A 14,545-nucleotide genomic window follows, 5' to 3' on the forward strand; every position below is an offset into this window, starting at 1 on the left:
GTGAGCGCGTGGTCGCCGCCCTCGATGTCGGCACCTCCAAGGTGGCGGCGCTGATCGCCCGTCTCGGGCCGGATGGCTCCGCCCAGGTGCTGGGTGTTGGCCACCAGTTGTGCACGGGCGTTCGCCAGGGCGTGGTCGCCGACATGGACGCGGCTGAACGCGCCATCCGCGCGGCGGTCGATCAGGCCGAGAAAACCGCCGATCTGACCGTGGAACGCGTGCTCGTGAGCATGTCGGCCGGCAACCTGTGCTACGAGATTCATCAGGTCGACGTCGACATTGCCGGCCACCGCATCGAAAGGGCCGACATCGACCGGGTATTGGCCGAGGGTCGCGAGCGCATCGACCCCGGCAACCACACCATCCTGCACGCCATTCCCGCCATCTATACCGTCGATGACCTGCCGGGCGTCGCGAACCCGCTGGGCTTCCATGCCGAGCGGCTGGGCGTCGACATCATGGTCGTCTCCTGCGATACCGCGCCGCTGCGCAACCTCGACCTGTGCATCCGCCAGGCCCATCTGGGTGTGCAGTCGATCGCCGCCGCTCCGATGGCCACCAGCCTTGCCTGTCTGGAGAAGGACGAGCGCGAGACCGGTGTCGCGCTGGTCGAGATGGGCGCCGGCGTCACCAACGTCTCCGTGCACTATCGCGGCATGATGGTTGGCCTGTCGTCGATCCCGATGGGTGGTGCGGACATCGTCGACGACATCGCCGCCGGCGTGGGTACAAGGCGCATTCACGCCGAACGGATGCTGTCGCTGCATGGTACGCTGATCACCACCAGTCGCGACAACCATGACATGATCGAGGTGACGCCGCTGCGGGCCCAGGGTGGCGAGCCGAGCTGGGTGTCGAAGGCTCAGTTGTCGGCGATCATCCGCAAACGGGTGGAAAAGATCCTCTCGGAAGTCGCTGTCCGCCTCGACGAGCTGGGCTTCCGGGCCGCCGTGGGCCGACCGGTGATGCTCACCGGCGGTGTCGCCGACCTCAACGGCATTACCCATTTCGCGACCGGCATGTTCGGCCGCGAGGTCAAGCTTGCCGCGCCCAAGCCGCTGGATGGTCTGCCGGAAGCGGCCTCAGGGCCTGCCTTCTCGACCCTGGTGGGTTTGATCCAGATGGAGCAGCAGCAGGTGCAGGATATCTGGCGCGACGCGCGCATCTCGGCGACGACGATTTCGCGCAATCCGTTCGGGCGGATGATCCGTATTCTCGCCAGTGCATTTTAACTAAATATAGGTGGGAGCAGCCCGCCAAGGTCGTATAGATAGCGTTCAGGCGTGAGTCATCGAGGACGAAGGAGAACAGGGCAATGGGTATCGAACTCAAGCGGCCGGAGCTGACCGAGCTCTCGCCCCGCATCACCGTGATCGGCGTTGGTGGCGCCGGTGGCAACGCGGTGAACAACATGATCAAGTCCGGCTTGCAGGGCGTGGACTTCGTGGTGGCCAACACCGACGCGCAGGCGCTGGTGGGCGGTCTGGCCGAGACCCGCATCCAGCTTGGCCTGAAGATCACGCAAGGGTTGGGCGCCGGCTCGCGGCCCGAAATCGGTCGCGCGGCGGCCGAGGAAACGCTGGACACCATCGAGACCGCGCTCGACGGCAGCCACATGTGCTTCATCACCGCCGGCATGGGTGGTGGTACCGGCACGGGTGCCGCCCCGATTGTCGCCCGCGCGGCGCGCGAGAAGGGCATCCTGACGGTGGGTGTGGTCACCAAGCCGTTCAGCTTCGAGGGTCTGCGCCGCATGCGCTCGGCCGAGGAGGGCATCTCGGAGCTGCAGAAGCACGTTGACACGCTGATCATCATTCCCAACCAGAACCTGTTCCGCATCGCCGGGCCGCAGACCACCTTCAAGGAAGCCTTCTCGATGGCGGACGAGGTGCTGCACGCCGGTGTGCGCGGCATCACCGACCTGATGGTCATGCCGGGCCTGATCAACCTCGACTTCGCCGACATCCGTACCGTCATGAGCGAGATGGGCAAGGCGATGATGGGCACGGGCGAGGCCGAGGGCGCCGGCCGCGCCATCGAGGCCGCCCAGGCCGCCATCGCCAACCCGCTGCTCGACGAGGTGTCGATGCGCGGCGCCAAGGGCGTCATCATCAACATCACCGGGGGCGACGACCTCACCCTGTTCGAGGTCGACGAGGCCGCCAACCATATCCGCGAGATGGTCGACCCCGAGGCCAACATCATCGTCGGTTCGGCCTTCAACGAGGAACTCAACGGCCGGATGCGCGTGTCGGTGGTGGCGACCGGCATCGACGCCGCCGCCGCGACCCAGCCGGCAACGCCAGCCACGTCGCGCACCAGCATGAGCTTCTCCCCGGTCGCGGGCGCCTTCCACACCGGCGCGCCGCGCGCTGGCGCGCAGCCGGTCGCCCAGCCGGCGCCGGTGGCCCAGCCGGTTCCGGTCGCCGAGCCGGAAGCGGTGGCCGAGGAAGAAGATGTACTGGCGCTTGATGTCGCCGATGAGCTGGCCGAGCCCGATGCCCCCGCCGTGGTGACCTCGCTGCGCGAGCCGGCACCGCGGGCGCCGCAGACAACCGCGCCGATCGTCGAGTCGGTGGAACGTCCGTTTGTCGAACCGGCCCGCCCGGCCGCGCGGCCCCGCGCCGAGGCGACCCGCGCGCCAACCCTGTTCGAGCGGATGATGGGGATCGGTCGTTCGACCCAGGCCGAGGAGACGGATGACGTTCCGGCCCCGGCCGCCAAGGCGGCCCCGGCGCGCGACCCCCGCGCGGCGGGCGAGGATCCGCTGGAGATCCCGACCTTCCTCAAGCGGCAGGCCAACTGAGCCGCTGGCCGGCGTTGCCGTGACGGGCTGCCCTGACCCGTCACGGCCGGAGCGCCGGTCTTCGGGGATGACGTTCTCGATGACGACCAAGCCCCTCTCCGGTTGCCCTGCCGGGGAGGGGTTTGTCGTTGTGGCCGGGGGCCGGATCGCGTTGGTGCCCCCTCGTGACGGTCCGGGCTGGTGCGTGGGGCGATCTGCCGCGCCGCGCGACAGTTGCGTCCCGGCCTGTTAACGGCGAATAGAGGAGCGGCCCGGTACGATGTTTGTCATGTGCCAGGGGGTCGCGTGGAAGGAATGTCGATGCCGGAGCTGTCGCCCCAGAAAGTCGTTGTGGCCAGGAACAAGCCGATGCTGCAGGGCGTGCTGCGCGGCCTGGTTCGCCGCTGCCCGAACTGCGGCGAGGGCAATCTGTTCGCCGGCTACCTGAAGGTGGCGCCCACCTGCGCGGCCTGCGGCCACGACAACGGCCAGTATCCGGCCGATGACGCGCCGCCCTATTTCACCATCCTGATCGTCGGTCACCTGGTGGTGGCGCCGGTGCTGGGGTTCCCGTTCATTCTGGAACACTCCCTGCCAATGGTGCTGACCGGCGTGCTGTCGGCCGTCGGCGCGCTGACCATGGGCCTGCTGCCCTTTGTGAAGGGCGCGGTCATCGGCGCCCTGTGGTCCACCGACGCGCGGTAACATATATTTCACATTGCGGTTTGTTTCTCGCTCTGGCGCCGTGTCCGGTGCCCCGTTAGCTATTGTGCGGAGCAATATGATCGGGGGCAGGCGGATACATGGGCTGGGACGTCAATCACGCGCGCGGGCTGCTCGGGCTAGCCGTCATCATCGGTATCGGCTGGGCACTGTCGGAGAACCGGCGGTGCATCCCCTGGCGTACCGTGATCGGCGGCATGGTGTTGCAGGTGGCGCTGTTGCTGCTGCTGTTTGCCCTGGCGCCGGTGCGCCGTGCGCTGCTGGGCCTCAACGATGCCGTCGATGCGCTCTCCAGCGCCACCCAGGCCGGCACCAGTTTCGTGTTCGGCTACATCGGCGGCGGCAAGGCGCCGTTCGCGGTGGTCAATACTGACGTTGGCCCCAGCTTCTTCTTCCAGATCCTGCCGTTCATCATCGTCGTCGCCGCCATCTCCGCCGTGCTGTGGCACTGGAAGGTGCTGCAATGGATCAGCCACCTGTTCGCCCGCCTGTTCGAACGGTCGCTGGGGCTGGGCGGCGCCGTCAGCCTGGCCACCGCCGCCAACGTGTTCCTCGGCATGGTGGAATCGGTGGTCATTATCGGCCGCTACTTCAACCGGCTGTCGCGTTCCGAGCTGTTTGTCGTGATGGTTACCGGCCTGTCGACGGTCGCGGGTTCGGTGATGCTGCTGTATGCGCTGCTGATCGAATCCGTGCTGCCCAACGCCATTGCCCATCTGGTGGCGGCCTCGCTGATCTCGGCCCCGGCCGGCGTCGTGCTGGCGCTGCTGATGGTGCCGGAAGCCCCCGGCGTGGTGCCGACCGGTCGTGAGGAGGGCGATCAGGAGGGCGTCTATCGCTCCACCGTCGACGCCTTTTCCAGCGGTGTCGAGGAAGGCCTGCGGCTGCTGCTCAACATCGCCGCCATGATCATCGCCGTGCTGGCGACGGTGGCGCTGGTCGACATGGGGCTGAAGGCGCTGCCGGACCTGGCCGGCGGGCCGCTGTCCATCGAGCGGCTGCTGGGCTGGCTGTTCGCGCCGATGATGTGGCTGATCGGCGTGCCCTGGGGCGAGGCGGTGACCGCCGGTTCGGTGATGGGCGCCAAGATCACCATGACCGAGATCATGGGCTTCATCCGGCTGTCGCAGTTGGATGAAACCTTGTCGGCCCGCACCATCGCCATTCTCATCTATTGCGTCTGCGGCTTCGCCAATCTGGCTTCACTGGGCATCATGCTGGCCGGCTTCAACGCCATCGCGCCCGAGCGCCGCTCCGACGTTGCCGGCCTGCTGTTCCGCTCGCTGCTGGCGGCGACCCTGGCCAACCTGTCGACCGGCGCGCTGGTGGCCATGCTGCCGGTGACCTGGATCGGGCTTGGCTGACCTGCCGTCGCAGCAGGCGCGCTTTAACGGCACATTAATTCCGCTGCCGTATTCTCCGCTTGTAGAGGGTGGGGCGGATACGGCGCTGGCGGCCAAGGGGGGGCGTCGGGGTGCCGGGGACACTGCAAGCGGCGAAGGCGTATGGCGTTGATTTCGACCCCCGATACCGACACCCGATCGCGAAACCTCAACCAGTTGCGTGGCGAGGCTCTGGAGCTACTGGCCAGAGGCAAGCCCTTGGGTACCGTACTGGCGGCCATCACCCGCGCGGTTGAAACCATTGCGACCGAGGCACTCTGTTCGGTGCTGCTGGTCGACGCCGAGGGGTGTCTGCGCCATGGCGCGGCGCCGCGGCTGCCCGACTTCTATATCAAGGCCGTCGATGGCCTGGCGATCGGCGAGGGAATCGGGTCATGCGGCACGGCGGCATTCCGTGCCGAGCGGGTGATTGCCGAGGATCTGGCGGTGCATCCCTACTGGGCTCCCTATCGGGAGCTCGTGGCAACCGCCGGGCTGGCATCCTGCTGGTCGGAACCCATCCTCGCCGCCGACGGCCGGGTTCTCGGCACGTTCGGCATCTATCATTCCCGTCCGGCGGTGCCCGACGTCGAGGACATGTTCATCATCGGTCACGCCGCCCAGCTGGCCGGCATCGCCATCGAGCACCATCGCGCCCGCGAGCAGGCCATGCGTTATCAGGGCGAGCTTGAGGCGATCATCGACAACATTCCGATGATGGTATTCACCAAGGAACCCCGGGAGCTGCGGTTCACCCATTTCAACCGCACCGGCGCGGCCCTGATGGGGGTGCCGAAAGCCGATCTGATCGGCCGCAACGACTTCGATTTCGTGCCCCGCGAGCAGGCGACCTTGTTCACGGAGGTGGATCGCCGGGTGCTGGCGAGCGGCGAGCCGGTGGACCTGCCGGTAGAGGTGATGGACACCCCGCATCTGGGGCGGCGTCTGCTACACACCCGCAAGGTGCCGATTTATGACGAGGATGGCAGCCCGCGACTGTTGCTCGGGGTATCCGAGGACATCACGGAACGCCATCAGGTGGAGGAAAACCTGCGCCTGGCGGGCATCATCTTCGACCAGGCGGATGAAGGCATTGTCGTCACCGATGAAGAATTCCGCGTCCTGAAGGTGAACCCGCGCTTCTGCTCCATGATCGGGGCGGCGGCTGACAAACTGATAGGCCGGCGCGCCGAGGAGATTCCCGTTCTGCCGGAAGTCCGACACCGGGTCCGCGAGGCGATGGAAAGCGCCAGTGCCCACGGCCAGTGGCGCGGCGAGCTTTCGGTCGTTCATCGCGATGGCAACACGGTGCACACCGTGACCGTGGTATCGGCGCTCTATGATGACACCGGCAAGGCGCGTCATCACGTGGCGATGCTCTCCGATATCAGCGAGCTGAAGGAGCAGCAGAAGAAGCTGGAGCGGCTGGCCCATTACGACGTGCTGACCGGCCTGCCCAACCGCGTGCTGCTGGGCGAACTGCTGGCAGAGGCGATGGCGCGCGCCACTGCGGCTGATACATTGCTGGCGGTCTGCTACCTCGATCTCGATGGCTTCAAGCCGATCAACGACAGCTACGGTCACCAGATCGGCGACGATCTGCTGGCGGCCGTCGCCGATCGTCTGCGTGACTGTCTGCCGGCGGTCGACGTTGCTGCCCGCATCGGCGGCGACGAGTTCGTGCTGCTGCTGTCGGGGTTCGAGGACATGCGGGCCTGTCGTGAGGCGCTTCCGCAACTGCATGGCATGCTGTCGCAACCCTACCGGTTGCTGGCGGGGGAGTTCCAGCTGGGTGCCAGCCTGGGCATTTCCGTCTATCCGCTCGATGGCTCGGAACCGGATGTCCTGATCCGTCAGGCAGACCAGGCCATGTACCAGGCCAAGCTCGCCGGCCGGCAGCGCATCCAGTTCTTCGATGTCGGCAATGCCGTGCGGGACCACGCGCGCAGCACCACGGTGGAGGTGGTGCGCGGCGCCCTGGCGCGGGGGGAACTGCGACTGCACTACCAGCCCAAGATCGACCTGCGCAGCAACGTCGTGGTTGGCTTCGAGGCGCTGGCGCGACGGCTTCTGCCTTCCGGCGAGGTGCTGGCGCCGCACCGCTTCCTGGAGGCCATCGCCGGCACCGAGATGGAGATCGTCTTCGGCGAATGGTCGATTGGCGAGGCGTTGAGGCAGCTCGACGCCTGGCGGCAGCTGGGCCTGGACACCGCCGTGTCGGTCAACATTTCGCCACGGCACCTGCTGGATTCCCGTTTCCTCGACGTGCTGCGGGAGTCGCTGGCGCGGTGGCCGTCGCTGCGGCCGTCGCAGCTGGAACTGGAGGTGCTTGAAAGCGCGGCACTCCAGAACCTTCGCCACTCCCGCAAGGTACTGGAAGGCTGCCGGGCGCTGGGGGTGTCGGTGGCGCTGGACGACTTCGGTACCGGCTATTCCTCGTTGTCCTATCTGCGTCATCTGCCTGCCCAGACCGTCAAGGTCGACCAGAGTTTCGTGCGCGACATGGCAAACGATCCGGATGACCGGGCGATTGTCGAGGCGGTCATCCGGCTGGCGCAGACGTTTTCGCTGACGGTGGTCGCCGAGGGTGTGGAAACGGCCGAGATCCAGGCGCTGCTCATTCACCTCGGCTGCGATCAGGCGCAGGGCTACGGCATCGCCCGGCCCATGGACGCCGATGCGGTGCCGGGATGGCTGGCAGCCTACACGGCCGGTCAGGACCCGGCGGCCGAGCCGACGCGGGATACGTTGACCGGCAGGGGCAAGGCCAGATCGCTGCGGGTGGGCTGAAGGGCAGCCTCAGGGCCACTTGGCCTCGGGCGGCAGGCTCATCAGGATGGCCTCCACGTTGCCGCCGGTCTTCAGGCCGAAGGTGGTGCCGCGATCATAGACCAGGTTGAACTCGGCATAGTAGCCCCGGTAACGCAGCTGCTCCTCGCGCTGTTCGGCCGTCCACGGCGCGTGCATGTGGCGGCGCACCAGCGTCGGGTAGATGTCGAGGAAGGCGCGGCCGACATCCTGGGTGAACGCGAAATCGGCCTCCCAGTCGCCGGAGTTCAGGTGGTCGTAGAAGATGCCGCCGACGCCGCGTGCCCGGTTGCGGTGCTTGATGAAGAAATACTCGTCACACCAAGCCTTGAACTTCGGGAAGTAGCTGGGGTCGTGCCTGTCGCAGGCGGCCTGATAGGCGGCGTGGAAGTCGCGGGTGTCGGCCTCCACCGGGAACGGCGGGTTGAGATCCCCGCCACCGCCGAACCACCATTTCGTGGTGGCGAGGAAGCGGGTGTTCATGTGCACCGCCGGCACCAGCGGTGAGCGCATGTGGGCGACCAGGCTGATGCCGGTGGCGAAGAACCGGGGGTCGTCCGCCGCGCCCTCGATCTGCTTGGCGAACTCCGGCGCGAACTCGCCATGGACGGTGGAAATGTTGACGCCCACCTTCTCGAAGCAGCGGCCATGCATGATCGACATCACGCCACCGCCGCCATGGGCACCGCTGTGATCGGTGCGCTCCCACGCCTTGCGCGCGAATCGGCCCGGCGGCAGGTCGGCGAACGGGCCGGTGGTCTGTTCATCCTCGATCGCCTCGAAGGCGGCACAGATGGAATCGCGCAGCGATTCGAACCATTGGGCTGCGCGTAGTTTCTGGTTTTCCATCGCGTTCTCGCTGTTCAAGGGTAGCCTCCCGTCTGCCTCAGGGCTTCCGCCACTACAATAGATGCCGCGATCGCCACATTGAGGGAGCGCAATCCGGGTCGCATCGGAATACGCACCACGGCGTCGCAGCGGTTCTCGACCTCCGGTGGCGTGCCGGCACTCTCCCGCCCGACCATCAGGATATCGCCCGGTCGGTAGCCGAACTGGTGATAGGCGAGCGTCCCCGTGGTTTCCACCAGCACCAGCCGGTTGCCCGCCAGCCGGCGGGCGGTGTCGAAACTGTCGAAGTCGATATGACGGCGGATGTCTGCCTGGTCGAGATAGTCCATGCCGGCACGCCTCAGCCCCCGGTCGGAGAACGGGAAACCGCAGGGCTCGATGACATCCACGCCCACGCCCCAGCACGCGGCGGTACGCAGCATCGTGCCGACGTTGGGCGCGATGTCGGGCTGGAACAGGGCAAGGCGCATGAGCCTCTGGCTAGCGGATGTCGGTCGCGGGGGAAACCATCGATTGAGCGCCACCCCCGCACATCAGCAACCCGCGCTCGTAAACGCCGCCAATGAACAGTCTGCCGCGGGGGTCCCGGAAGGCGACGGAGGAGGCGGCGAAGCGCTGGCCATCGTCCGCGAACAGGGTGTCGATGCGGGGCTTGTCGCCGGTCCAGTCGGTGATGCGGAGCACCATCGACGGCGCGCCGGCCGCGGCCGGCGCCCTGGCATGGGCCTGGAAGGCCAGCGGGCGCGGGTGACCGGCCACCATCAGCGCGCCGTCTGGCTGGACGGTGATGTTGTCGGGCGCCATCGGCACACGGATCGACCGGTCCGGTGTCACCTGTCCGTTGAACGGGTTGCGACGGAACAGCCGCAGCGCCCTGGCGGTGGACTCCGCCACGATCAGCCACTGCCCGTCGGGGGACAGGGCGACCCCGTTGGGGAACTGCAGACCCTCCGCCACCGGCATGGCGCGGCGTCCATCGAAATAAGCCAGCGTGTTGAGCGGCAGGAGCAGGTAGGTTTCCAGCCAGCGCTTCCAGGCCGGCTCCGCGAAGGGGTCGTTGCTGGCGTAGAACTGTTCGGGGCCGCTGGTCGCGACGTCATTGGGCGAGGTCAGCGCCGAGGCGGACACAGACTGGGCCAGCGATAGCGCGCCGTCTTGTGTAATGTCATATATTTCAATGCTGTGTGACAATCCGTCGGCGCCGTGATCGACGATGAACAGGCGCTTTGCCCCTCCCGGTCCTGTCCACAGATCGAGGCCGTGCGGGAAGAACGCATCGTCGTCGCGCAGCTTCAGCGGGGTCAGCGCGGGCGTGGCGGCCGCGAAGTCGAGCACGAATATGTCGCCGCGCGGGGCGGTGCCGGTGTTGACGCCATGACGGTCTGCGCTGGTGACATAGGCCCGTCCGGCCGGCCAGTCGATGGCGATGTCCTCGGCGCCCACCGGTCCGTCCAGACGATGGCAGGCGAGGGTGCTGTTCTCCGGCAGCGGCTCGGTCCATCCCACGGTGCGCACGAACAGCACGGCGAACGCCGCCACCATGGCCAGAACCGCGATGGCCAGCAGCCGGAGCAAGCGTCGTCGCACCTTCATGTCGTCCCCCCCTTGGCAGACTGTTTACGGCAGAGCTTCCGGCCGTTCATAACCCGGTTTCACGACCTTGCGCAGGGGGGGCAAGCCGCGATGCGGCCAAATTGACCATTGCGCCGACTAGCCAGGGTCATTATGGAACCCGGCTGATGGGGGCTTTAGGGGGCCTTCCAGCAGGCTTTGGCTGGCGGTATGTAAGAGCCGCCGGTTTGGTTGCAGCAGGGACATTGGACATATGGCTATAGCCGATAGCAGTGCCGCACCGGGGTCGACCGAACACGGTGTCCGCCGTCGCGACTTCATTCACATTGTCAGTGGCGGCTTTGTCGCCGCCGGCGCCGCCGCCGCGGCGTGGCCGTTCATCAGTCAGATGAACCCGGCCGCCGACACCCGGGCGCTGTCGACCGTCGAGGTCGACCTGGCGCCGGTCGCCTCCGGTCAGGCGATCAAGGTGATGTGGCAGGGCAAGCCGGTGTTTGTCCGCAACCGTCCCGAGGCCGAGGTCAAGGCGATGCGCGCTGTCAGCCTCTCCGAGCTGCGCGATCCCCAGAAGGACGAGGACCGCGTCCAGGCCGGTCATGACAATTGGCTGGTGACGCTGGGCGTCTGCACCCATCTGGGCTGTGTGCCGCTGGGCGCGGCTCAGGGCGAGCCCAAGGGTGAGTATGGTGGCTACTTCTGCCCCTGCCACGGTTCGCACTACGACGCCTCGGGCCGCATCCGCAAGGGCCCGGCGCCGAAGAACCTGGAGGTGCCGACCTACGCCTTCAAGACGCCAACCGCCATCGTGATCGGGTGAGGCCAGCCATGGGATTTCATTGGGCAAAGAAATATGAGCCGCAAAGCGGCCTCGAAAAGTGGCTGGACGAGCGCCTGCCGATCATCCGGCTGGTCCACGACTCCGTCGGCGCCGGCTATCCCGCGCCGAAGAACCTGAACTACTGGTGGAACTTCGGCTCGCTGGCCGGCCTGTTCCTGGTGGTGCAGATCGTCACCGGCATCGTGCTCGCCATGCACTATGCCGCCAACCAGGCGGTGGCCTTTGATTCCGTCGAGCGCATCATGCGCGACGTCAACTTCGGTTGGCTGATCCGCTACATGCACGCCAACGGTGCGTCGTTCTTCTTCATTGTCGTCTACGTCCATATCCTGCGCGGCCTCTACTACGGCTCCTACAAGGCGCCCCGCGAGATGCTGTGGATCCTCGGCGTCGTCATCTATCTGCTGATGATGGCGACCGGGTTCATGGGCTACGTGCTGCCATGGGGCCAGATGAGCTTCTGGGGCGCCCAGGTCATCACCGGCCTGTTCTCGGCGATCCCGGTGGTCGGCGACGACATCCAGACCCTGCTGCTGGGCGCGCCGTTCGTCGGCAACCCGGCGCTCAACAAGTTCTTCTCGCTGCACTACCTGCTGCCGTTTGTCATCGCCGGCGTGGTCATCCTCCACATCTGGGCGCTGCACATTCCGGGTTCAAACAACCCGCTGGGCATCGACGTCAAGGGGCCGGCCGATACCGTGCCGTTCCACCCCTACTACACGGCGAAGGATCTGATGGGCGTGGTTGCCGCGCTGATCGTGTTCTCGATCTTCGTGTTCTTCCTGCCCAACGCGCTGGGGCACCCCGACAACTACATCCCGGCCGATCCGCTGTCGACGCCGGCGCACATCGTGCCGGAGTGGTACTACTGGCCGTTCTACGCGATCCTGCGCGCCTTCACCTATGACTTCCTCGGCGTGCCGGCGAAGCTGTGGGGCGTGCTGGCGATGTTCGCGGCCATTCTGCTGCTGTTCTTCCTGCCGTGGCTGGACGACTCCAAGACCCGCTCGGCCAGGTTCCGGCCGGTCTACAAGCAGCTGTTCTGGCTGCTGGTGGCGGATCTGGCGCTGCTGGGCTACTGCGGCGCGGCGCCGGCGGAGGAGCCCTATGTGCGGATCAGCCAGTTCGCGGCCGCCTATTACTTCATCCACTTCCTGATCCTGGTGCCGATCGTTGCGCGCCTGGAGACGCCCAAGCCGCTGCCGAAGAGCATTTCGGAACCGGTGCTGCCGGGCGCGGCTGCCCAGCCGGCTGAATAAGGGGGACACAGATCCATGATCCGGCTCATTTCATTCGGTGTGGGCGCCATCTTCACGCTGGCCCTGCTGATCGCCGCCTTCCTGCCGCGTGAAGCGGCGGTGGAGGATCCCGCGGCCAAGTTCCACAAGCCGCACATGCACGTGGAGTTCGCGCACCAGGGCATCTTCGGTACCTACGACCGGGCGCAGCTGCAGCGCGGCTTCCAGGTCTACAAGGAAGTCTGCGCGGCCTGCCACAGCCTGCATCGCGTGGCTTTCCGCAACCTGGCGGACCTCGGTTACAACGAGGCCGAGATCAAGGCGATCGCCAAGGGCTACGACGTGCCGTCGATCGACGACAAGACCGGCGACGCCAGCACCCGCCCCGGCTTGCCGTCGGACCGCTTCCCGCTGGTCTACCCCAACGATGTCGCCGCCAAGGCCGCAAACAACGGCAAGGCGCCGCCCGACCTGTCGCTGATCGTCAAGGCGCGCGAGGGCCACGAGGCCTACATCTACTCGGTGCTGGCGGGCTACGAGACCGCGCCGGCGGAGTTCCAGGTGCCCGAGGGTGGCAACTTCAACCCCTACTTCCCGGGTAACGTGATCGCCATGCCCAAGCCGCTGTCGGACGACCAGGTCACCTATGGCGATGGCACCAAGGCGACTGTCGAGCAGATGTCGAAGGACGTCACCGCGTTCCTGACCTGGGCGGCCGAACCGCACATGGAAGCCCGCAAGCGCATCGGCATTGGCGTGCTGATGTTCCTGTCGGTGTTCTTCATCGTCGCGGTCAACAGCTACAGAAAGATCAAGGCGGCGGTGAACAGCCACTAAGTGGCTTGCTGATCGTCTGAAACCACAAAGGCCGGGGCTTTCGCTCCGGCCTTTCGTGTCTTGGGGGAGAGGGGCATGAGCGACACGGGGACGCCGGTGCGGCTCGGGATCATCGGCGGCAGCGGCCTCTATCAGCTGCCGGGCCTGGAACAGGCGCGCTGGGAGAGTGTGGAAACGCCCTGGGGGGCGCCGTCGGACGCCATCCTCACCGGCCGTCTCGCCGGCCTGCCGGTCGCTTTCCTGCCGCGCCACGGCCGGGGCCATGTGATCGCGCCGTCCGACCTCAATCATCGTGCCAATATCGATGCCATGAAGCGGCTTGGCGTTACCGACATCCTGTCGCTGTCGGCCTGCGGCTCGTTCCGCGAGGAACTGGCGCCCGGCACCTTCGTGGTCGTCGACCAGTTCATTGACCGCACCCAGGGCCGGCCCCGCAGCTTCTTCGGTGACGGCGTGGTGGCGCATGTGTCGATGGCGGCACCCACCTGCGGCCGGCTGGGAGGCTGGGTGGCCGAGGAGATCGCGGCACTGGGCGTGCCGCTGGCGGCGGGTGGCACCTACCTGTGCATCGAGGGACCGCAGTTCTCCACCCGCGCCGAAAGCCGGCTTTACCGGAGCTGGGGTGCCGACGTCATCGGCATGACCAACCTGCCGGAGGCCTATCTCGCTCGCGAGGCCGAGATCTGCTACCAGACCATCGCCATGGTGACCGACTACGACAGCTGGCACGACGGCCACGATGCGGTCGAGGTGGCCGATATTCTCAGGGTGCTGGCCGACAACGCCGAGGCCGCCAGGGCGCTGGTGGCGCGCCTGGCGGCCCGTCTGGCGGCAACCCGGCCGGCCTGCGCGCGGGGGTGCGACCGTGCACTGGACGGCGCTGTGCTTACGGACCCGGCGTGCTGGCCGGAACGGATGAGCACGCGACTGGCGGCGGTGGCCGGTCGTCTCAGGGGAGACCCGGCATGACGGCGAACGACGATCTTCGGCAACTGGTCCGCACCATCCCCGACTTTCCGCGGCCGGGCATCCAGTTTCGCGACATCACCACGCTGTTCGGCGACGCCTGGGGCTTCGGCGAGACCGTACGCCGGCTGGCGGCGGCGGCGCGTGACAGCGACGCCCAGGTGGTGGCGGGCATCGAGGCGCGCGGCTTCATTCTCGGTGGCGCCATTGCCGCCGCTCTCGGGCTGGGCTTCGTGCCGGTGCGCAAACGCGGCAAGCTGCCCTACCAGACCATCGGGCGCGACTATGAGCTGGAGTATGGGCAGGATCGGGTCGAGATCCACGTTGACGCCATAGCGTCCGGCGCGCGGGTGCTGCTGGTCGACGATCTGGTGGCCACCGGCGGCACGGCGCTGGCGGCGGTTGAGCTGTTCCGCTCGGTGGGCGTCGAGGTGGCGGCGGCGATGTTCGTCATCGATCTGCCCGAGCTGGGCGGTGCCGAGCTCCTGCGTCAGGCTGGCGTGCCGGTAACGTCCCTGTTCGCTTTCGCCGGACACTGACCGGCGGC

13 protein-coding genes are annotated in these 14,545 nt (G+C 67.0%); 10 read left to right on the top strand and 3 right to left on the bottom strand.

What is annotated here, in order from left to right:
* Window positions 1–8 precede the first annotated feature (8 nt).
* From ftsA to ABU113_RS06395, 5 genes are all read left to right on the top strand, one after another.
* The gene (gene ftsA / locus ABU113_RS06375) at window positions 9–1,232 is read left to right on the top strand and encodes a cell division protein FtsA (protein ID WP_454558661.1); all 1,224 of its coding nucleotides are present in this window, start codon (window positions 9–11) and stop codon (window positions 1,230–1,232) included.
* An 83-nt stretch (window positions 1,233–1,315) separates the two neighbouring features.
* Window positions 1,316–2,806 (top strand): cell division protein FtsZ, encoded by a 1,491-nt coding sequence (ftsZ, locus tag ABU113_RS06380; protein ID WP_454558662.1) that lies wholly within the window; start codon window positions 1,316–1,318, stop codon window positions 2,804–2,806.
* Between the two features lie 300 nt (window positions 2,807–3,106).
* Window positions 3,107–3,490 carry a DUF983 domain-containing protein gene (locus ABU113_RS06385; protein WP_454558663.1) on the top strand — a complete coding sequence of 128 codons (384 nt, stop codon included), beginning with the start codon at window positions 3,107–3,109 and terminating at the stop codon, window positions 3,488–3,490.
* Window positions 3,491–3,588: 98 nt separating this feature from the next.
* Complete coding sequence (locus tag ABU113_RS06390) at window positions 3,589–4,872, top strand: NupC/NupG family nucleoside CNT transporter (protein ID WP_454558664.1); 1,284 nt, start codon at window positions 3,589–3,591, stop codon at window positions 4,870–4,872.
* A gap of 141 nt (window positions 4,873–5,013) precedes the next feature.
* Window positions 5,014–7,680 (top strand): bifunctional diguanylate cyclase/phosphodiesterase, encoded by a 2,667-nt coding sequence (locus ABU113_RS06395; protein WP_454558665.1) that lies wholly within the window; start codon window positions 5,014–5,016, stop codon window positions 7,678–7,680.
* A gap of 9 nt (window positions 7,681–7,689) precedes the next feature.
* On the opposite strand, the gene hemF is transcribed toward ABU113_RS06395, so the two are convergent.
* From hemF to ABU113_RS06410, 3 genes are read right to left on the bottom strand one after another with little or no spacing between them, the layout of a single operon-like run.
* On the bottom strand, window positions 7,690–8,547 hold the full coding sequence (hemF, locus tag ABU113_RS06400; protein WP_454558692.1) for an oxygen-dependent coproporphyrinogen oxidase: 858 nt from the start codon (window positions 8,545–8,547) through the stop codon (window positions 7,690–7,692).
* A gap of 14 nt (window positions 8,548–8,561) precedes the next feature.
* Window positions 8,562–9,017, bottom strand: a complete 456-nt coding sequence (locus ABU113_RS06405; RefSeq protein ID WP_454558666.1) for a tRNA (cytidine(34)-2'-O)-methyltransferase — start codon at window positions 9,015–9,017, stop codon at window positions 8,562–8,564.
* Window positions 9,018–9,027: 10 nt separating this feature from the next.
* Window positions 9,028–10,140: a strictosidine synthase family protein gene (locus ABU113_RS06410; protein WP_454558667.1), complete on the bottom strand. Its 1,113-nt coding sequence runs from the start codon at window positions 10,138–10,140 to the stop codon at window positions 9,028–9,030.
* 232 nt (window positions 10,141–10,372) lie between these two features.
* Between ABU113_RS06410 and petA the strand changes: the two genes are divergently transcribed.
* From petA to ABU113_RS06435, 5 genes are all read left to right on the top strand, one after another.
* Window positions 10,373–10,936, top strand: a complete 564-nt coding sequence (petA, locus tag ABU113_RS06415) for a ubiquinol-cytochrome c reductase iron-sulfur subunit (protein ID WP_454558668.1) — start codon at window positions 10,373–10,375, stop codon at window positions 10,934–10,936.
* 8 nt (window positions 10,937–10,944) lie between these two features.
* The gene (locus tag ABU113_RS06420; protein WP_454558669.1) at window positions 10,945–12,216 is read left to right on the top strand and encodes a cytochrome b; all 1,272 of its coding nucleotides are present in this window, start codon (window positions 10,945–10,947) and stop codon (window positions 12,214–12,216) included.
* Between the two features lie 15 nt (window positions 12,217–12,231).
* Window positions 12,232–13,032, top strand: coding sequence for a cytochrome c1 (locus ABU113_RS06425; RefSeq protein WP_454558670.1), 801 nt, complete (start codon window positions 12,232–12,234; stop codon window positions 13,030–13,032).
* 75 nt (window positions 13,033–13,107) lie between these two features.
* Window positions 13,108–14,001 (top strand): S-methyl-5'-thioadenosine phosphorylase, encoded by an 894-nt coding sequence (locus ABU113_RS06430; RefSeq protein ID WP_454558671.1) that lies wholly within the window; start codon window positions 13,108–13,110, stop codon window positions 13,999–14,001.
* Window positions 13,998–14,537 carry an adenine phosphoribosyltransferase gene (locus ABU113_RS06435; protein WP_454558672.1) on the top strand — a complete coding sequence of 180 codons (540 nt, stop codon included), beginning with the start codon at window positions 13,998–14,000 and terminating at the stop codon, window positions 14,535–14,537. Before ABU113_RS06430 ends, ABU113_RS06435 begins: the two co-directional genes overlap by 4 nt.
* Window positions 14,538–14,545: the final 8 nt, after the last annotated feature.

It is taken from the genome of Parapedomonas caeni (assembly GCF_041060555.1).
GTDB lineage: Bacteria > Pseudomonadota > Alphaproteobacteria > Sphingomonadales > Sphingomonadaceae > CAUJIW01.